This window comes from Pseudomonas sp. K2I15, assembly GCF_002204795.1.
GTDB lineage: Bacteria > Pseudomonadota > Gammaproteobacteria > Pseudomonadales > Pseudomonadaceae > Aquipseudomonas.
Window position 1 is genome coordinate 14,674 of the sequence record NZ_NIXO01000019.1, and the last position, 17,639, is coordinate 32,312.

General features: G+C 60.1%; 17 protein-coding genes and 3 pseudogenes. 9 read left to right on the forward strand and 11 right to left on the reverse strand.

Translation table 11 applies throughout. The features are described from left to right. Positions 1 to 115: 115 nt before the first annotated feature. The gene (locus CEC48_RS13605) at positions 116 to 919 is read right to left on the reverse strand and encodes a helix-turn-helix domain-containing protein (RefSeq protein WP_088424310.1); all 804 of its coding nucleotides are present in this window, start codon (positions 917 to 919) and stop codon (positions 116 to 118) included. A gap of 116 nt (positions 920 to 1,035) precedes the next feature. Between CEC48_RS13605 and CEC48_RS13610 the strand changes: the two genes are divergently transcribed. Beyond that, a complete protein-coding gene (locus CEC48_RS13610; RefSeq protein ID WP_088424231.1) occupies positions 1,036 to 1,353 on the forward strand; it encodes a DUF2834 domain-containing protein in 318 nt (105 codons plus the stop codon). After that, positions 1,353 to 1,475: pseudogene (locus CEC48_RS13615) on the forward strand (MAPEG family protein); the annotation flags it as partial. The gene CEC48_RS13610 and the pseudogene CEC48_RS13615, both read left to right, overlap by 1 nt. Positions 1,476 to 1,604: 129 nt before the next feature. On the opposite strand, the gene CEC48_RS13620 reads toward CEC48_RS13615, so the two are convergent. Both CEC48_RS13620 and CEC48_RS13625 read right to left on the reverse strand, forming a co-directional pair. Continuing rightward, positions 1,605 to 2,771 carry a cystathionine gamma-synthase gene (locus tag CEC48_RS13620; protein WP_088424232.1) on the reverse strand — a complete coding sequence of 389 codons (1,167 nt, stop codon included), beginning with the start codon at positions 2,769 to 2,771 and terminating at the stop codon, positions 1,605 to 1,607. Continuing rightward, complete coding sequence (locus CEC48_RS13625; RefSeq protein WP_088424233.1) at positions 2,768 to 4,144, reverse strand: cystathionine beta-synthase; 1,377 nt, start codon at positions 4,142 to 4,144, stop codon at positions 2,768 to 2,770. Before CEC48_RS13625 ends, CEC48_RS13620 begins: the two co-directional genes overlap by 4 nt. A 264-nt stretch (positions 4,145 to 4,408) precedes the next feature. Between CEC48_RS13625 and atzF the strand changes: the two genes are divergently transcribed. Further along, positions 4,409 to 6,208 (forward strand): allophanate hydrolase, encoded by a 1,800-nt coding sequence (atzF, locus tag CEC48_RS13630; protein ID WP_088424234.1) that lies wholly within the window; start codon positions 4,409 to 4,411, stop codon positions 6,206 to 6,208. 2 nt (positions 6,209 to 6,210) lie between these two features. Continuing rightward, positions 6,211 to 6,897, forward strand: a complete 687-nt coding sequence (locus CEC48_RS13635; protein ID WP_088424235.1) for a GntR family transcriptional regulator — start codon at positions 6,211 to 6,213, stop codon at positions 6,895 to 6,897. Positions 6,898 to 7,067: 170 nt separating this feature from the next. Here CEC48_RS13635 and dapA read toward each other — a convergent pair. Together dapA and CEC48_RS13645 are read right to left on the reverse strand one after the other, a co-directional pair. Next, positions 7,068 to 7,930, reverse strand: a pseudogene (dapA, locus tag CEC48_RS13640) (4-hydroxy-tetrahydrodipicolinate synthase). 292 nt (positions 7,931 to 8,222) lie between these two features. Beyond that, positions 8,223 to 9,200 carry an alpha/beta hydrolase gene (locus CEC48_RS13645; RefSeq protein WP_088424236.1) on the reverse strand — a complete coding sequence of 326 codons (978 nt, stop codon included), beginning with the start codon at positions 9,198 to 9,200 and terminating at the stop codon, positions 8,223 to 8,225. 107 nt (positions 9,201 to 9,307) lie between these two features. Here CEC48_RS13645 and CEC48_RS13650 point away from each other — a divergent pair, with 107 nt between their 5' ends. Further along, positions 9,308 to 9,781 carry a VOC family protein gene (locus tag CEC48_RS13650; RefSeq protein WP_088424237.1) on the forward strand — a complete coding sequence of 158 codons (474 nt, stop codon included), beginning with the start codon at positions 9,308 to 9,310 and terminating at the stop codon, positions 9,779 to 9,781. A 59-nt stretch (positions 9,782 to 9,840) separates the two neighbouring features. On the opposite strand, the gene CEC48_RS13655 is transcribed toward CEC48_RS13650, so the two are convergent. The 3 genes and pseudogenes from CEC48_RS13655 to CEC48_RS13665 all read right to left on the reverse strand — a co-directional run. Next, complete coding sequence (locus CEC48_RS13655) at positions 9,841 to 10,401, reverse strand: arsinothricin resistance N-acetyltransferase ArsN1 family B (protein ID WP_088424238.1); 561 nt, start codon at positions 10,399 to 10,401, stop codon at positions 9,841 to 9,843. Positions 10,402 to 10,416: 15 nt separating this feature from the next. Beyond that, on the reverse strand, positions 10,417 to 11,037 hold the full coding sequence (locus CEC48_RS13660) for a LysE family translocator (RefSeq protein ID WP_088424239.1): 621 nt from the start codon (positions 11,035 to 11,037) through the stop codon (positions 10,417 to 10,419). Between the two features lie 102 nt (positions 11,038 to 11,139). Continuing rightward, positions 11,140 to 11,657, reverse strand: a pseudogene (locus tag CEC48_RS13665) (M24 family metallopeptidase); the annotation flags it as partial. 432 nt (positions 11,658 to 12,089) lie between these two features. Here CEC48_RS13665 and CEC48_RS13670 point away from each other — a divergent pair. Next, positions 12,090 to 13,112 carry a dienelactone hydrolase family protein gene (locus CEC48_RS13670; RefSeq protein WP_088424240.1) on the forward strand — a complete coding sequence of 341 codons (1,023 nt, stop codon included), beginning with the start codon at positions 12,090 to 12,092 and terminating at the stop codon, positions 13,110 to 13,112. A 290-nt stretch (positions 13,113 to 13,402) separates the two neighbouring features. On the opposite strand, the gene CEC48_RS13675 is transcribed toward CEC48_RS13670, so the two are convergent. Then, positions 13,403 to 13,900: a hypothetical protein gene (locus CEC48_RS13675; RefSeq protein ID WP_088424241.1), complete on the reverse strand. Its 498-nt coding sequence runs from the start codon at positions 13,898 to 13,900 to the stop codon at positions 13,403 to 13,405. A gap of 183 nt (positions 13,901 to 14,083) precedes the next feature. Between CEC48_RS13675 and CEC48_RS13685 the strand changes: the two genes are divergently transcribed. The 3 genes from CEC48_RS13685 (at position 14,084) to CEC48_RS13695 (ending at position 16,279) form a co-directional block, all read left to right on the forward strand. Continuing rightward, a complete protein-coding gene (locus tag CEC48_RS13685) occupies positions 14,084 to 14,869 on the forward strand; it encodes an asparaginase (protein ID WP_088424242.1) in 786 nt (261 codons plus the stop codon). Between the two features lie 80 nt (positions 14,870 to 14,949). After that, complete coding sequence (locus CEC48_RS13690) at positions 14,950 to 15,660, forward strand: CPBP family intramembrane glutamic endopeptidase (protein ID WP_088424243.1); 711 nt, start codon at positions 14,950 to 14,952, stop codon at positions 15,658 to 15,660. Between the two features lie 52 nt (positions 15,661 to 15,712). Beyond that, on the forward strand, positions 15,713 to 16,279 hold the full coding sequence (locus CEC48_RS13695) for a hypothetical protein (RefSeq protein WP_088424244.1): 567 nt from the start codon (positions 15,713 to 15,715) through the stop codon (positions 16,277 to 16,279). Positions 16,280 to 16,364: 85 nt separating this feature from the next. Here the strand turns inward: CEC48_RS13695 and CEC48_RS13700 are convergent, their stop codons facing one another. Both CEC48_RS13700 and CEC48_RS13705 read right to left on the reverse strand, forming a co-directional pair. Then, positions 16,365 to 17,009: a hypothetical protein gene (locus tag CEC48_RS13700; protein WP_256579715.1), complete on the reverse strand. Its 645-nt coding sequence runs from the start codon at positions 17,007 to 17,009 to the stop codon at positions 16,365 to 16,367. After that, positions 17,006 to 17,548: an AAA family ATPase gene (locus CEC48_RS13705; RefSeq protein WP_088424245.1), complete on the reverse strand. Its 543-nt coding sequence runs from the start codon at positions 17,546 to 17,548 to the stop codon at positions 17,006 to 17,008. Before CEC48_RS13705 ends, CEC48_RS13700 begins: the two co-directional genes overlap by 4 nt. Positions 17,549 to 17,639 lie beyond the last annotated feature (91 nt).

Sequence of the window (17,639 nt, forward strand, 5' to 3'; positions counted from 1 at the left end):
AGCAGCAACAGAGCAAAATCCGGGCCATGTGCTGCAAGCTTTGTGCAGCGTGGCATTGGCGGCATCGCCGCGACAAGGGAGTGGTCATGGGTTGCCGAGTCCGGCAAGGCATTGCCTATTTCGACCGTTCATACGCCGCGGTCATCACCTGCCACGTCTGCGTATCCGCCGGAATCAAATGCTCGATGCGCAACGACGTCACGGTGATGTCCTGCGGCATGCCGAAGGTGGTGAAAGTCGACATGAAGTTCAGCTCACCTTCCCGCGAATTGACGCGTGTCAGCACCAGCGGCGGCAGTTCATTGGCCAACGCTCCGGTGCTGTGCGGGGCCGGCAGGCGTTCTAAAATCCTGGCGAGTTCTGGGTTGCCCAACGCCTCGCGGGTTGCTCGCTGCCAGGCGATGGTTCGGATTTCTTCAGCGTTGAGCAAGTGATCACCCAGGCCGCCAGGCTGCAGCAAGGTGACCAGCAAATTCAGTCCATCAGCCGCCTCCGGCTTGATCCCCACCAGATCAAACAGCACCTGCGTGCTCGCATTGGCGGCGAGCACTTCCCACTGGCTGCCCAGCACGATCGCCGGCGCAGGATTATTGGCGTGCAGCACATGGCTGATAGCCTCGCGAATGGCCTCCATCGACGGTGAAGACAACGGGGTTGCCTCATAGCGCGGGGCAAAACCTGCGGCCAGGAACACGTTGTTGCATTGCTCCAGCGGAGCCTCCAGTGCCATCAGCAGGTTGTGCAACGTGCCCGGGCTGGGCTTGGCGCGGCCGGTCTCGATACAGCTCAAGTGGCGCTGGGAAATCCCGATGATCAGCGCCAGTTCCAGCTGGCTCAGTTGGGCTTGCCGACGCAGCACGCGCAATTGCGCGCCGGCGGTGGTGTCGGGGTTGGCGCGGGGGAAAGGGTGGCTGCTCATGGGCTGACTCTGGCCGTGCGGGTCGGTGGTGTCGATGACCTGTGAGGTCATTGAGAGGCAGAGGACGTTATCACTAATGTGCGGCTTCCCGAACCCTTGTCTCCAAGGAGGAGAACATGCAAAGACCCTGGATTGCCCTGGCCGGGTTGTTGGCTTTTACCTTGTACACAGTGATCACGATGCTCATGGCCGAGCAATCGCTCATGGCGTTCGGGCTTGAATTGATGTCGAGGCCGGACACTGCCCAGGTGGTGATTGACCTGTATCTGATGGCGGTGATGGCGTGCGTATGGATGTACCGGGATGCGCGGGCCAGAGGAAATTCCCTGGCGTCGGTGCTGCCATATTTGTTGATAGCGGTGGTGTTCGTATCTATCGGTCCGCTGCTGTATATCGTGGTCAACGGGTTCCGCCAGCCTTCAGGGAGCCGGTGATGACGGCTTATGCCCTGTGCGTGCTGGTGCTGTTCTTGAAGATGTTGGCGATCTCCTGCTACCAGGGTTTCTTTCGCCTCAGATACCGCGCATTTACCAACTACGAGGACGTCGGCTTCTTCGATAGCCCACTGTAGGAGCGAGCTTGCTCGCGAAGAGCCGGAGGGCGCCGCGTTGAATCAGGATGCGAGCGTCATCGTTAACGACCTTCGCGAGCAAGCTCGCTCCTACAGGGAGTCAACAGGTTGTGTTTATATCCGCGCCAAGGCCTGCGCCAGATCCGCCCGCAGGTCTTCTACATCCTCAACCCCTACCGACAACCGCACCAACCCGTCACCAATCCCCAACTGCGCCCGGGTCGCCGCCGGAATGCTCGCATGGGTCATGATCGCCGGGTGCTCGATCAAACTTTCCACACCTCCCAGGCTTTCAGCCAGCGCAAAGATCTTCACGTTTTCCAGGAAGCGTGTCGCGCCTGCCAGGTCGCTTTTCAGGTCCACCGAAATCATCCCGCCAAACCCGCGCATCTGTCGCCGCGCCAGCTCATGCTGCGGATGCGAGGCCAACCCCGGGTAATAAACCCGCGCCACCTGCGGCTGTTGTTCCAACCACGTCGCCAGCTCCAGCGCATTGCTGCAATGGCGCTCCATGCGCAGCGCCAGGGTCTTCACCCCGCGCAGGGTCAGGAACGCATCAAACGGCCCGGCAATCGCTCCCACGGAGTTTTGCAGGAAGCCCAGGCGCTCGGCCAATTCAGGATTCTGGCCCACCACCGCGATGCCGCCGATCACATCGGAATGGCCGTTGAGGTACTTGGTGGTGGAGTGCACCACCACGTCAAAACCCAGCTCCAGAGGCCGCTGGATCCATGGGCTGGCGAAGGTGTTGTCGGCCACGCAAATGATGCCCCGGGCACGGCAGATGCGAGAGATGGCGCTGAGGTCGGTCAGGCTCAACAGCGGATTGCTCGGGGTTTCGACCCAGACCATCCGCGTGTCGTCCTGCAACGCGGCTTCGAAGGCCGACAGGTCGGTCAGGTCGACGAAGCTGAAGCGATGCCCGGCGCTGCGTTGGCGCACTTTGTCGAACAGGCGGAAAGTACCGCCGTACAAATCATTGCCGGAGACCACGTGGGAACCGGCGTCGAGCAGTTCCAGCACGGTGGAAATCGCCGCCAGCCCGGAGGCGAACGCGAAGGCCTGGGTGCCGCCTTCAAGGTCCGCCACGCAACGTTCCAGGGCAAAGCGCGTCGGGTTGTGGGAGCGCCCGTAGTCGAAGCCTTTATGGACGCCGGGGCTCTCTTGCAGGTAGGTGGAGTTGGCGTAGATCGGTGGCATCAGCGCGCCGGTGGTCGGGTCCGGGGATTGCCCGGCATGGATCACGCGAGTGGCGAAGGCGCTTTTATCGTGCTGGGTCATGCAAGGGATCTCCGTAAGTGATTGAGCAGGTCGACGCGGGTGATCAGGCCATGAAAGCCCGACGCGTCGGCAATAATTGCCACCAACCCGCGATCCAGCTCGGCCTGCAATTGCGCAAGGCTGGCGCTGGGCGCAAGGGTTTGCAGGGCGTTGGTCATGGCGCTGGCCACGGTCATGGAAAAGTGCGCGGCATCCTGATGCAGGCCGAGCAACACATCCGACTCGTCGAGCACCCCGACCAGTCGCTGGCCGTCCACCAGCACTGGCAGTTGCGAGACGTCCGCCAGGCGCATGCGCTGGAAGGCGGTGAGCAGGCTGTCGTCGGGGCCAACGCTGATCACCCGGCCGTCCTCGAACCGCCGGGCGATCAGGTCGCGCAGGTCGCCGTAGTGTTTGTATTGGAGCAGGCCCTGGTCGTTCATCCATTGGTCGTTGTAGACCTTCGACAGGTAGCGCGTGCCGGTGTCGCAAACGAAGGTGACGACACGCTTGGGCTCGGTCTGCTCGCGGCAGTAACGCAGGGCGGCGGCGAGCAAGGTGCCGGTGGAGGAGCCGCCGAGAATGCCTTCGGCCCGCAGCAGTTGGCGGGCGTGGTCGAAGCTTTCTTCGTCGCTGATGGAATAGGCGTGGCGCACGCTGGAAAGGTCGGCGATCGAGGGGATGAAGTCTTCGCCGATGCCTTCCACCGCCCACGAGCCTGGCTCGATCATTTTGCCGCTGCGGCTGTACTCAGCCATCACCGAGCCCACCGGGTCGGCCAGCACCATGGCGAGGTCGGGTTGCACGCGTTTGAAGAAGCGGGTCAGGCCGGTGAGGGTGCCGGCCGAGCCGACACCCACCACAATGGCGTCCAGGTCATGCTGGGTTTGCGCCCAGATTTCCGGTGCGGTGCTGGTCTCGTGGGCCAGGGGATTGGCCGGGTTGTTGAACTGGTCGGCGAAAAACGAATCGGGAATGTCCTTGGCCAGCCGTGCGGCGACGTCCTGGTAATACTCGGGGTGGCCCTTGCCGACATCGGAGCGGGTGATGTGCACCTCGGCGCCCATGGCTTTGAGGTGCAAGACCTTTTCGGTGGACATCTTGTCCGGCACCACCAGCACCACCCGGTAGCCTTTGGCGCGGCCCACCAGGGCCAGGCCGAGGCCGGTATTGCCGGCGGTGGCTTCGATGATAGTGCCGCCGGGGCGCAGGCGGCCGTCGCGTTCGGCGGCGTCGATCATGGCCAGGCCGATGCGGTCCTTGATCGAGCCGCCGGGGTTCTGGGATTCAAGCTTGAGGAACAGCGTGCACGGGCCGGTATCGAAGCGGCTGACCCGCACCAGCGGGGTGTTGCCGATCAGTTCGAGCACGGCGGGGCGGGAAGCGGTGGGCATGTCGTCACCTGGCTACGGGAAGGGCGTATGGGATGGACAGCAGTTTTAAAGCATGGTTTTGAACATAGGCCGGTATCGCGCAGGTCGCAACCGGGCGGCCGCCTGAGTGTCTTTTTTTGGCGCATTGCTGCTTCATGACGGAGCACCGCTGAAGGTGGCCAATCAGCCGGGCTTTTGCCAAAGCCCCGTATTCATTGGGTTGTGGGTAATTGGCCCAGCGCTTGCTTCAAGAAATCCAAACTTGGATACAAGATGGAATCCTCAATGCACAACGAACAACTCGGCTGGACCCTTGGTGAATGGCAGGCCGCTTACCGCAGCCAGGCGCTGACGCCCGACATCCTGTTGACCCTATCGGGCACATTTCCCGCCCAGGACAATGCCTGGATCAGCCCGGTGCAACCGCAGCAGTTGAGTGCCCAGTTGGCGCAACTGGCCGAGCGGCTTGCGGCGGTCGATGGCGATATCGACAAGTTGCCGCTGTACGGCGTGCCGTTCGCTATCAAGGACAATATCGACGCGGCGGGCTGGGAGACTACGGCTGCGTGTCCTGAATTTGCCTATACGGCTGAGGCGGATGCGTCAGTGGTGGCCCGCCTGCGGGCGGCCGGGGCGATCCTGATGGGCAAGACCAACCTCGATCAGTTCGCCACTGGTCTGGTCGGCACGCGCTCGCCCTACGGCGCGGTCGGCAACAGCTTCAACCCGGACTATGTCAGCGGTGGTTCCAGCTCGGGTTCGGCCTCGGTGGTTGCCCGTGGCCTGGTGGCGTTTTCCCTGGGCACCGACACCGCCGGCTCCGGGCGGGTGCCGGCGGGCTTCAACAATATCGTCGGGTTGAAGCCGACCAAGGGCCGGCTGTCCAACACTGGATTGGTGCCGGCGTGCCGTACTGTGGACTGCATTTCGGTGTTCGCGTTGACTGTCGAAGATGCTGAGGCGGTGGCCGGTGTAGCCGCCGCCTACGACGCCAGCGACGCGTATTCACGTATCAATCCCAACACTGCACCGGTCGCAGTCGGCGCCACAATCAAGCTGGCGGTTCCGGCCACCCCGGAATTTTTTGGCGACGTGCAGAACCAGGCCGTGTTTGAACAGGCGCTGCTCAGGTTTCAGTCTCTCGGGGCCGAAATCACTCCGGTGGATTTCAGCCCGTTTCAGCAACTCGCCGAGCAACTGTATTTCGGCTCCTGGGTTGCGGAGCGCACGGTCGCGCTGGAAGGCATGCTCGCCAACAACCCCGGAGCGATCAACCCGGTCGTGCGCGGTATTGTCGAAAACGGCCACAAGTACAGCGCCTGCGACGCCTATAAAGCCGAATACCTGCGGGCCGAACTGAGCCGTCGTATCAACGACACCCTGGCCGGTTTCGACGCCTTGCTGGTGCCGACATCACCGACGATTCGTACCCTGGCGGAAATGGCCGTGGAGCCGGTGCTCTACAACTCGCAGTTTGGTTTCTACACCAACTTCACCAACCTGGCGGACCTCTCGGCGTTGGCCGTTCCAGCCGGTTTGCGCAGCGATGGCCTGCCGTGCGGCATCACTCTTATAGCGCCCGCCTGGCACGACACGGCCCTGGCGCACCTGGGCAAACGCTGGCAGGCCGGCCTTGATCTGCCATTGGGTGCCACCGAACGCCACCTGCCTCCACCGGCGGCTGCACGACAGGCGCCAGGCAGCGTGCGTGTGGCGGTGGTCGGCGCGCACCTCACCGGGATGCCGTTGAATTTCCAGCTGACCAGCCGCAATGCCGTGCTGGTGGAGCAAACCCTGACGGCGAGCAACTATCGCCTGCATGCGTTGCCGGGCACGGTTCCGCCCAAGCCCGGGCTGGTCAAGGATGACTCGGGCAGCTCGATCATCGTTGAGCTGTGGGACATGCCCATCGCGCGCTTTGGCGAGTTCGTCGCCGAGATCCCGTCTCCGCTGGGCATCGGCAACCTGACCCTGGCGGACGGGCGCAGCGTGAAGGGCTTTATCTGCGAACCCTGGGCCCTGGCAGGCGCTACCGACATCACCGGGTTTGGCGGCTGGCGCGCCTACATTGCGAGCAGGAAGTAGGCATGCAGCTTTCAACGACGAGAAAGCCCGGCGAGCGGCCGGACAGCCTGGCGGAACGGGTCTACCAGCAGCTCAAGGACGACATCTTCGGCTTTCGCTTGTTGCCGGGTGATCGCTTCAGCGAGGGCGATGTGGCCGAGCGCATGCAGGCCAGCCGCACGCCGGTGCGCCAGGCGCTGTATCGGCTGGAGCGGGAAGGGTACCTGGAGGTTTTCTTCAGGAGCGGCTGGCAGGTTCGGCCGTTCGACTTCAACTATTTTGAAGAGCTGTACGACGTGAGGATCGTGCTGGAATTGGCTGCCGTCAGCCGCTTGTGCGGCATGGCGGAACAAGGCCTTGAGCAGCTTGAGACCATCTGGCTGGTGGACGAAAGTGCCCGGCTGGATGAAGCCCAGGTCGTCTCGGCGCTGGATGAGGACTTTCACTGTGGGTTGGTGCAGGCCACGGGCAACGCTGAAATGGCGCGGATGCATTACGAGATTACCGAGAAGATCCGCATTATCCGGCGGCTGGATTTCACCCAGCAATTGCGTATTGCGGCGACGTATGAGGAGCATGGGTTGATTCTGAGGGCGATCATGCAGCGGCAAAGCGATCAGGCGCAGCAACTGCTCAAGACTCATATTGAGGTCAGCAAGCAGGAGGTGCGCAAGATCACGTTGCATCGGTTGGCAGTGGCAAGGGGATAAGCCCTCACACCGACCCGTTAGCTGGCCCCGATCCCTGTGGCGAGCGAGCTTGCTCCCGTTGGGGTGCAAAGCGCCCCCAAAACCGAGCGCCCCATTTTACCTGCCGAAAACGGGGTGTCTGAATTGGGGCTGCTGCGCAGCCCAACGGGAGCAAGCTCCCTCGCCACAGGTTATTCCCGCGCGCCCAATACTTGATGCAACCGATTCACCACCGCCTCACTCGCCTCTAGCATCGGCGCGCGCAACTCACGGCCGATCAAACCCTCCATCGCCAACGCTGCCTTCACCGGCGCCGGGTTGGGCTCCACGAACATCGTGTGAATCAACGGCAGTAACCCGAAAAACGTCTCACGCCCCTCCGCCAACCGGTTATCGCGAACCTGTCGATGCAGTTTTACAAACTCCTCGGTACGCACATGCGCCGACGCGGCAATCGCCCCGGTTGCCCCCAGGCACAGCGCGTTGAATATCTGCACATCCTGCCACACAACACATCGACATTCCCGCTGGCCAACAGCGCCAGGGTATTGGCCAGGTTGCCGCCACAGTCCTTGATCGCGACGATCCGCTCATGGGCAACAATGTTCAGCAGCGTCGCCTGTTCGAAGGCGATGCCGGTGCGATAAGGAATGTCATACAGAATAATCGGCACACTGGACGCATCCGCCACAGTGCAGAAAAACCCTTCAAGGCCCGCCTGCGAAGGGCGGATGTAGCTCGGCGGCGGCACCAGCAAACCGGCCACCGGGCGTTTCAGGATTTCGCCCTGGAACTGCAACAGCTCAATCTGGTTGTATCCCGCCAGGCCCATCACCACCTGCTGCGGTGGCACCAATTCCAGCACGGCATCCAGCACCGCCAACTGCTCATGACGGCTCAGCGACGCGGCTTCACCGGTGGTGGTGCAGACCATGACCCCGGCCACGCCTTTTTCCAGCAGATGGCAGACCAGGCGGCGCAAGCCGATGAAGTCGATGGCGCCGTTATGAAACGGTGTAACGACGGGAACCCAGATACCTTGAAACGATGACATGCGCTTTCTCCTGATGGTTGACCGATTGAGTCACCGTCAGAAGGGCAGAGGGAGGTAAGCAGGAGGAGGGGGCCTTCGCGCTCAATGTCCTGTCAGCTCATCTGACGGGACAGCGCGCCCCGGTCACATGAGCGACTGTTTCTTCGATTTGAGGGCGTGCGCAACGCAACCTTGCGCCTTGGCAATCAAGCCAATGACGGAAAAGTTGAAGGTCGTTGCAGACATTGAGGACACACCCTGAAGAAGACGCTTATCTTTATGGATTATTACAGGGTATGTCAACTCACAGCGATCAGTCGCGGTTCAGCCAGTGGCGCACAAAACGCACCACTTCCGCCGACAATTCCGCATCTTCCGGCGCGCCCATGAAGCCGCCGTGGGGCATCGCTTCAAAAACATGCAGTTCCACCGGCACCTCGGCCCGCCGCAGCGCGCGGTGCAGGCGCACGGCGTTGGACAGGAACAGGTCCCGCGTGCCGCTTTGCACGAATGTCGGCGGGAATCCCTGCGTGAAATCCCCAAACAAGGGCGACAGGTACGGGTGAGACAAATCGGCGCCAGCGGCGTACAGCAGGTTGGTGCTCATCAACGGGTTGGGCAGCACCACGTCGACGGTGCGGTTTACGTGGAAGCTGTCGCCCGACTCGGTCAGGTCAACCTCAGGCGACAGCAATACCAGCGCGGCTGGCAGCGGCAAGCCTTCGTCGCGGGCGCGCAGCACGGTGGCGGCGGCAAGATTGCCACCGGCCGAGCGGCCGCCGATCACGATCTTGTCCGGTGCGTGGTGCGACAGCGCATGCCGGTAGGTGGCCATGCAGTCATCGAGTGCCGCCGGGTACGGGTGGTCGGGTGGCATGCGGTAGTCCACGCCGTAGCAGGTCATGCCGTGCAGGTCGGCGTGCCTGCCGGCGGCGAGGAGGGCGTTTTCGCCGCCGCCGAACACCAGTGCACCGCCGTGCAGGTCGATATAGGCGAACTCGGCGCCGTCGGCTGGCGTTGCTCGGTACACGGTGGCGCTTTGCACGGTGATCGTCTCGACGAGGGCGCGCAGGCTCGCCGCTTGCCCCACCTGTGACGCGGCGTAGTTTTGGGCGACGGCAGCTTGCATAAGGCGCCAGCCATCGTGGTCGTCGGCGGCAGGCAGGGTGTACAGGCTGTTCAACGGCACGCCCTCGTCATTCACCAGGCGCTGTAATGTCGCCTGGGCTTCGGGACTGATGGACTGTGGAACCGGGATGATGCGTGGGTCGATTTTTACACCGTTACTCATGATCTGCACCGTTGGGGGTAAAGCGGGAGGCGCGCCGAGACGCGAAGGCATTCTTGTCGGTAGCGGTACTACACTGCAAGTCCAAACCTCCACGCTGGAGAACACTCATGATGAGCAAAAACACGATTTGTCTTTGGTACGACGGCAGCGCGTTGGACGCGGCAAACTTTTACGCCAAGACCTTCCCGGACAGTGCAGTGACGGCTGTGCATCACGCCCCCGGGGATTATCCGGCGGGTAAACAGGGCGATGTGTTGACTGTGGAATTCACGGTCATGGGCATCCCGTGTCTGGGGCTGAACGGTGGCACCGGGGTGAAACCCAACCAGGCGTTCTCGTTCCAGGTGGCCACCGACGACCAGGCGGAAACCGACCGCTTGTGGCACGCGATTGTCAGCCATGGCGGCCACGAAAACGTCTGCGGCTGGTGCCAGGACAAATGGGGCGTGTCGTGGCAGATCACCCCACGGGTGCTGATGGCAGCGATCACGAATCCCGACCCGGCAGCGGCCAAGCGGGCGTTTGACGCGATGATGGGGATGACCAGGATCGATATTGCGGTGATTGAAGCGACGCAGTGACCTTAACCGGCTGAGTCACGTGGTATGCCGCACATCGGCGCTCAACCGCCCGCGAATCGTTAAAGGCCTGTATCAACCTGTAACTCGCTGAATGGAATGATCGGCCTGGGCGGCGTCGATCCATCCAGCGCCTTGCGCCAGTAACCTACGTCATGCCACTGGCCATGCTTGAACCCCACCTCGGGGTACGTGCCGATGTGCGTGAAGCCCAAGGCCTCATGCAACCCCACGCTTCCGACGTTTGGCTGGGCGATCCCGGCATAGGCGGCGTGGTAGCCCTGCCGTACAAGCAGGGGTAATAGCCGCTCGTACAACGCCCGGCCGATACCGCTGCGGTGCGCCGCAGGGTCGATATACACCGTGACATCGACCGACCATCGATAGGCTTCCCGGGCGCGATGCGGGCTCGCATAGGCGTAACCCACGACCTGTCCATCGCGCTCGGCCACAAGGTAAGGGTAGAGGGCCAGCGTGGTATTGATCCGCTGGGCCATCTCCTCGACGCTCGGAGCCTCCTGTTCGAAAGAGATCGCGGTGCGCTCCACCATCGGTGCATAAATGGCCTGGATGGCTGGGGCATCTGCGGTGGCTGCGACCCTTATATTGCCTGCGAAGCTCATCGTCCATCCTCTTGTTTAAGCCCTGCGCGCCATCAGCAACACCGTCGCTGCCGCCGACAATAACCCTGCACAGCACCGGTTGAAAATCCGCTTGCCGCGAGGCTGCGCAAACCAGCGGCGCATATGCAAGCCCATGTAGGCGTAGGCGCTGATGGCGATCCACTCCAGCGCCAGGAACATCGCACCCAGCACGGCGAATTGCGGGGTGATCGGCCGGCCCGGATCGACGAACTGCGGCAGGAACGCGGTGAAAATCAGGATTGCCTTGGGATTGCCGGCTGCCACCAGGAACTCCTGCCGCGCCAACGCCCACAAGCCTGCCTTGGCCGCTGTCGACTCAGCCTCCGCCTGCGGATTGGCCCGCCACAGTTGATACGCCAGGTAAAACAGATACGCCGCGCCCAAAATCTTGATCCCGTAGAACAGCAGCTCCGAAGTTTGCAGCACCACCGCCAAACCTGCGGAGGCGAGGGCGATCATCCCGGCAAAGGCCAGCAAGCGCCCGACGCCCGCCAGGCACGAGGTGCGGTAGCCGTAGCGGGTGGAGTTGCTCACGGACAACAGGTTGTTCGGGCCGGGCGCCATGTTCAGGGCGAAGCAGGCCGGGAGGAAGAGGGTGAGGGTGGCGAGGTCCATGTGAACTCCTGTATCGACTGGGGCTGAGTAATTCACGAGGATAGGATATGGGCGGGCCCTATAACAACTCAGGCCTGCGGGACCCGCTTCGACGAAGAGCGACTATCCCCGCTTGGCCTCACCCATCAGGATATCCTCGAACCCCCCCCGATCGGCAGTGTGGGGTGGCACAACTGTATCTCCAGGACCCAGACCATCTCGCTCGGTACGATCTCCACTTCCGCCAACTTGTCTTGCCCGAACAGCGCATGCGGGAAGTCGGCGATGCGGTGTCCTGCCAGGTTGCGCTCAAGGCGCCAGCCTTTGGAGAGGGCACTTTGCTCGGCGAAGTCATACAGCTGGCGTCCGGTCAGCCCGCGGTGCCAGGCGCCGCCGGTTTCATCGAACACCTGATGCAGTGCTGTCACGCAGGCCTCATGCAGCGGGTGCCCGCCGAAGACGAAGGTGTCGCCATAATCGCCTTCATAGCCGTCCCACACCGGGCCGAGGTCGACCACGGCGATATCGGTGGCCCGCAACTCGCGCAGCAGGTCGACGCCTTGGCGCGGGGTACGGACGGTGTCGTCGCCAAAACGTATATAGGTTGGGTGCCAGGTGTGAGACGCGCCCATGTCCTGCAATCGTCAAAATTGAAGTGCGCACGTCTACGTTAAATCTGAAATTTATCGGCACGTCAGCAGATGTGGATTTCGCGCAGATGCGCGGTTTCCAGTCCGGTTTGAGTACCTGTCGCGCTCGAAAGCGTTTTTACACAGTCTCGGCCAGAAGCAGCCCCTCGTGAGTGACCGGCTTCGACCCGTTTGTGACATTCGACGTTTCCGACAACAGACATTTGCGGACGGCGCGTGTCCTTCTAGCTCACAGGGGATGAAAGCCGGATACCGAGGCTAGTCCGGGGGCGAAGAGCAACTCTCATCGACGAGTTTCTACTTCAGCACGGGGACCGTTTGGTGAGGGTAATACCGGCCTAGGTGATCAAGAAGCCACCGGGGCTGCACCGTTTGATATGCTGCGTTTTCCTCTGACCGTACCGCGACCGGAGCAGTGACCTTATGCGCCACACCATCCTAGCGTTGCTCCTGGCTAGCTTCGCATTGTCTGCGCTCGCTGGGTTACCACCGTTTCATGCCGGAGCGTCGCGCCTCACGGTCCAGGATGCCACATCGCCATTTGATACCGTGGTGTTCTATCCAACTGAAGCTCCTGAGATGCCTTGGCGCGCCGGTCCATTCACCGTCAACGCCAGCCGTGACGCGCCACTCGTGGACAATCAGAGCTTCCCAGTCGTCTTGCTCTCGCACGGACGAGGCGGCGGCCCGCTCAGTCATCGTGAATTGGCTATCGCGTTGGCGCGAGAGGGGTTCGTAGTGGTCGTGCCGACGCATGTGGGTGACGCTTCAGGTTTTCCCGCGGCAAATTCGCAGGCGAAAATCCTGATGGATCGTCCCAGGCAAGCGGAGGAAGCGCTCAATGCCGTACTGTCGAATCCGCGCTTCGCGCCACACGTGGACGCGAACCGTATAGGTATGATCGGGTACTCAGCGGGTGGTTACACAGCACTGATTCTTGCCGGCGCTCAACCCAACTTCGCCTACGCAAACGAGTTCTGCGCGACCCATGACGATGCCGGCTCATGCGGGCATCGTCGGACCACTGAGATGGAAGCGGTGTCGTCAACCCTCGCAAGCCCGGCTCCCACAGTGTCCGCAGATCTTGCCGCTTGGCGTCCGCCAGTCGAGCCGCGCCTGAAGGCAATGGTGCTGATGGATCCGCTCGCGGTAATGTTTAATGCTCCAAGCTTTTCGGCCATACGTATCCCGGTACTGCTGTATCGACCACAAAGTGACACTTTACTTAGCGCGCCGCGCAACGCGCTGGCGGTCGCGTTTGGTTTGCCGGTGACGCCGCAACAGCAAGTCGTGCCGGGCACTCACTTTGTATTCATCGATCCCTGCCCGTCCCAGATTGCCGCCGAAGCAGCGCTTATTTGTCAAGACGCGCCGGGAGTTGATCGTCCGGCGATCCATCGTCAGATCGAGAGTCAGGTGGCGGATTTCTTGCGTGCAAATCTGTAATCGCAACGCTCCAGTCGAGCACAGATGGAGTCTAAACGGCGCCAGTCGCGCGCAATCGCGTTCTCATGTGCGCCGGCTGGCGACAATAACTGACACTCCGCCTTCGACATTAATTGAGCCTCAAAGACTGTCGACGATCTTCGGAGCGCTATCAGATAACCGCTCTTGTCCGAAAGCGGCCAGCCGTCACCAACAGTTACGCCACCGGATCATCTCGACACGAACACGACTCCCTTTCAGCGTCGTCCTGCACTTGATTCAAAAAAAGAGAAGGGCCTCAGCCTGCCGCGTTACTCCTGCTGAAACTGCCTGTTCCAGCCCATGGTGTCGGCACAGGGTGCCAACCATTCCCGGATTTTGATGTTGCGCGCCAGCGCCTCCGGCTCCAGCAAGCGCGCCCCGAAATTGGCATGGCGCAGAAAACCCACTTCAAGACACTGCTCCAACTGCTCGACCAGGAGTGGGAAGTGCATGAGGCTGTGCAGGCGAGGCCACTTGATCAGCTTGCGGTAACGCAATTGCTTGGACTCGACGCGCAGGTCATCGTTTGGGCGCCACTGGATGTTGAACAGCTTGTCATGACGCGACAGGTCGACACACCAGTTCCCGTTGGACGGGATGCACAGATCGAGTTTCAGGCTTTCAGGCCGCAGCTTATTCCGCTGATAGAACCAGTGCTTGGGCGGCTCATTGGTCAGGTCGATTGAACACACACTGTAAGGCACCTCGGCCACACCGAATGTGACGAACCATTCAGCGATTTCCGGGTGGACAGGATGATCGAACATGCTTGGCCTCCTTCTGAGAAAGCATCAGATAATACGGCGACAGTTGTGCCTGGAGCTTCCCGGTTTCGAGCTACTGGGACACTTGCGACAACGTCTGCATGACATCCGCCGCCATCTTTTCAGAACTGCTCAACCCATCAACGCTTAACACCGGAACGGTTTGCTTCGACAACCACGCCTCGGCTGGCCGTTACCTGTGGGAGCCACTCTGGCGAGGATTTTTATATGGCAGCTGTCACACGGCTGCTTGAAAAAATCCGCCAATCAGAAGCTGACCTGCGTTGTGGGTGCCATCTACCTATTCAATACGGTGAGCACAATCTTCCACAGCGCGGGAGCAAGTTCGATCAGCGGCATAACAACTGCTCAGGCAAGTACGCCGGGTTCCTGGGATTCTGTTCTTTGCATGGCCACAATCAAAATTATCTTGATTCGGATCACCCTCTGCAGCTGGATATCCGTAATGAAATTGCGCGACTTGCGAACCTGCCGTTAAACCAGCTGTGGTCTGGAATAGACGGTTGCAGTGCTCCGAACTATGGCATGCCATTGTCACGCCTTGCCATGCTCTGGGCGCGCCTTGCTACTGGAGGTTCCGGCCTCGACAACGATCACGATAGTGCATTGTCATCGATTGCGTCAGCGATGGCTGCGCACCCGGAAATGGTATCAGGCACCGGTCGCTGTGATCACGCCATTGCGCAGGCATCCAAGGGGGATTGCATTGCCAAGGTTGGCGCGGATGGTGTCTATACCATCGGGGTTCGTAGCCGCGGCTTGGGCGTCGCTATTAAAATTGCAGACAGAAGCCTGGGGCCTCTCTACACGACTGCCGTGAGCGTATTGCTACAGCTGGGTTTGATTGACGGCCATGAGCTTCTAACGCCCTGGGTTGATCTGCCTGTGCGGAGCATGGCGGGTGAGTGCGTTGGCCAACTGCAGACGACGGTGAAGCTGGCTCGCCTGTGACGCTCAGATAAATAGATCGATCCCCGTGACGCTCGTTCGTTAATATGCCCGGCATACCAATCGGGTAAAGGAAGTTTGGCGTGAAATACGAAGCGCTTTCAGGGCCGTCTGCGGCTTGCATGGACACTTACTCTTGGCGCCGTCGTATCTTGATGGCCTGCCTGGCGGTAGGTTTGTATCTCGCGATTCAACTTGTGCTGGTGCTGATTATGGGCACAGGAAACTTGACCAGGCTGACGCAGCTAATTGACGGCGGTTTCTCTGCAGTGGTGCTGCTGATATTGGCGGTGATCGAGCGCAGACACTCAGGCGGAGTTCGCGCGGTTATTGGCCGCGACCTGAGCAGGACGTTCAAGCTGTGTTTGCCATGGATACTGGGGGTTTACCTGGTCTGTACCAGTCTCGATATCGGGCTGGGATACGGGTATGAGGCCTACACAATGGCCTTCCGGGGCAGTCTTCCCACCCCTCAAAAGGTGCTCCTTCTCTCAATGGGGCTCATGATTATTCCGATTTTTGAAGAGCTCCTGTACCGGCACTTCCTGATTCGCCTCTTCCCCCTGGACCATCGCCGTTGGCGGTGGGTGGCGATACTGGCCACCACCGCGTTGTACATGGCCATCCACATGCCGTTTAGCGGTTGGACAGAGTGCCTGCTGATCGGCACGCTCTCAGTCATCCTGGCGTATGCCCGGGTGCGCAGCGCCGGCATTCTGGTCCCGGTGCTATTGCACACCTTCGCGGGCGTCGTGAATCTTTCGAGGGGGCTCGTGGCCACTCTCTGGCTGTGAGCCTGCGCTGCTTTTGATTCACTCCGGAACTAAAAAATAGAGTAGGCAGGGAATGGAATATCCTTCATTTGAAAACAAATCAAAGAAAAGAGCCATGTTGGTAGCGGCGTGTTTGGTTTTTGGGGCCTGGCTTCTTTATATGCTCTGGGCCGTTCGTATTGGAACGCGAACCGTTTTAATGCCGTCGGTTCCTGAGTGGACGACCTATACAGTCGTCGGCTGTTTGGTTGGACTCGTTTTTGCCGGAAGGGCGATCTATTATCGTCCTGGCGGAACAAGCTCGAAGCGTGTTGCAGAGTCTTTTTTTGGTGGCTTTTGCCTTGGTCTTGTTTTGTCTTTACACATTTACGATGTCTGTACTTACCTGTTGCCTGGCGAAATTGTTCATTATGAGTCAGCTTATGAGCTGAATATTCCGGGGCGCTCTTATGGGAGGTCTGGCCGTTGTGAGGCGGGTGTGCGGCTTAAGGATTTAAACACTGAGCGCTGGATTGAACTGTGCACCACTAAGTCAGAGCTTTACGATCGAAGAAAGAAGGGCATGAGCGCCGTTTGGGTGACTGCTCATTCAAACAAGATAGGCTCGTATATTCTGGGTTATGAGTTTATATATAAATGAATCATGTTGAGGTCCCGTTCAAACGCGTCGGCCGATATCCGCCTGTGCAATTCCCCGGTCTACTAACCGCCATCGGAGGCGGCTGTCAGGGCGTCGTACATTGACCGCCTTGAAGAAAATCTTTTAGCGCGGCCTGGTAGAGTGCTAATGGTTGATTGTCAGTATTGAACAGGGCGAAGGGAATCATCGTGAGATGTGAGTACGATGTAGAGCTTATTGAATAGGTTTTTTTTCTGCAAAAGCGGTGATCTTTATTTAGTGTGAAATTAAACTTGAAAAGGTTTGGCCTTGTGCACCAACTAGGAATCAAGCCGAGGCTTAAACCCGTTAAGTAATCTTGGCTGCAAGCGCCGCCAGATGAAAACTCCGAGAGTTGTATTTTTAATGTGGGGGGCGTCGAAGCTGCAAGGTCGGAGCTATTATCCTGTGCATTTGGAATAGCTTTGAGTGTCGCTGCATATGCGTCCTTGCCAAAACGACTGTTTTTCCATGGGGAGTTTATTTCGTAGCTGAAGCTGGAGATATTTTCTTTTTCTTTGGGTTCAACGAGTTCGTTGATTGTCGGCTGAGACGTATAGGATGCGCAGCTGGAACATGCTATCGCAATACTGAAAAAAACCAGTCCATTTGCTATTGAGCGGTGCATGCTCAGTTTCCCCTGGCGATGAATTAGTCGACATTTCTGTCGTTTGATAACGTTATCGAATGCCGCATAGCGTCCAATAATCACAGCGCCCGTTCCTCGCATTCCGGCCTCATGGGCAAGCTGCCAAGAAACTCCTCAATCTGCCGACCATCCCGCAAGTGCACCACTGGAACCTGCGGCCCTACCGCTAGGCGCACCGCCTCGATACGCGGTCGGGAGCCGCGATCAAACGTCCACACGTACTTCAGAAAGGTCAGGAATTCGCGGTCGAGTTTTTCGGTGCAGCCTGCGGGTAAGTCCGGGCGAGGGCGGTTCAGTGCACTGCGCACTAGCACCCGGGTAAAGCAGGTGAGCCGTGGCGTATCGAGCCAGATGATCAGGTCGGCACGGGGCAGGCGCAGGTCGAAGGTACGTCGGGCGTAGTTGCCTTCGCACACCCAGGCATCAGGGGCGACTGCGTCGCGTACCCGCGTGCGGAACTGTTCGGCGTCGGGTTCGACCCAGCCGGGGGACCAGAACAGGCTGTCCAGGTGCACCACGGGCAGGCCAAGGCGTTCGCCAATTGCGCGGGCGAGGGTGGATTTTCCGCTGCCGGCATTGCCGAGAATGACGATGCGTTGCATGAGGACGTCCTGTCGCGGAAAAGCCAACAATTGTGCAGGTTTTAAATGACCGGTTAAAGCGTTATGAGGTAGGTTTACCGCCCCGGAACGG

Coding starts and splice junctions, on each gene's coding strand:
- CEC48_RS13605 (WP_088424310.1), bottom strand. CDS start 919: ATGAGCAGCCACCCTTTCCCCCGCGCCAACCCCGACACCACCGCCGGC.
- CEC48_RS13610 (WP_088424231.1), top strand. CDS start 1,036: ATGCAAAGACCCTGGATTGCCCTGGCCGGGTTGTTGGCTTTTACCTTG.
- CEC48_RS13620 (WP_088424232.1), bottom strand. CDS start 2,771: ATGACCCAGCACGATAAAAGCGCCTTCGCCACTCGCGTGATCCATGCC.
- CEC48_RS13625 (WP_088424233.1), bottom strand. CDS start 4,144: ATGCCCACCGCTTCCCGCCCCGCCGTGCTCGAACTGATCGGCAACACC.
- atzF (WP_088424234.1), top strand. CDS start 4,409: ATGCACAACGAACAACTCGGCTGGACCCTTGGTGAATGGCAGGCCGCT.
- CEC48_RS13635 (WP_088424235.1), top strand. CDS start 6,211: ATGCAGCTTTCAACGACGAGAAAGCCCGGCGAGCGGCCGGACAGCCTG.
- CEC48_RS13645 (WP_088424236.1), bottom strand. CDS start 9,200: ATGAGTAACGGTGTAAAAATCGACCCACGCATCATCCCGGTTCCACAG.
- CEC48_RS13650 (WP_088424237.1), top strand. CDS start 9,308: ATGATGAGCAAAAACACGATTTGTCTTTGGTACGACGGCAGCGCGTTG.
- CEC48_RS13655 (WP_088424238.1), bottom strand. CDS start 10,401: ATGAGCTTCGCAGGCAATATAAGGGTCGCAGCCACCGCAGATGCCCCA.
- CEC48_RS13660 (WP_088424239.1), bottom strand. CDS start 11,037: ATGGACCTCGCCACCCTCACCCTCTTCCTCCCGGCCTGCTTCGCCCTG.
- CEC48_RS13670 (WP_088424240.1), top strand. CDS start 12,090: ATGCGCCACACCATCCTAGCGTTGCTCCTGGCTAGCTTCGCATTGTCT.
- CEC48_RS13675 (WP_088424241.1), bottom strand. CDS start 13,900: ATGTTCGATCATCCTGTCCACCCGGAAATCGCTGAATGGTTCGTCACA.
- CEC48_RS13695 (WP_088424244.1), top strand. CDS start 15,713: ATGGAATATCCTTCATTTGAAAACAAATCAAAGAAAAGAGCCATGTTG.
- CEC48_RS13705 (WP_088424245.1), bottom strand. CDS start 17,548: ATGCAACGCATCGTCATTCTCGGCAATGCCGGCAGCGGAAAATCCACC.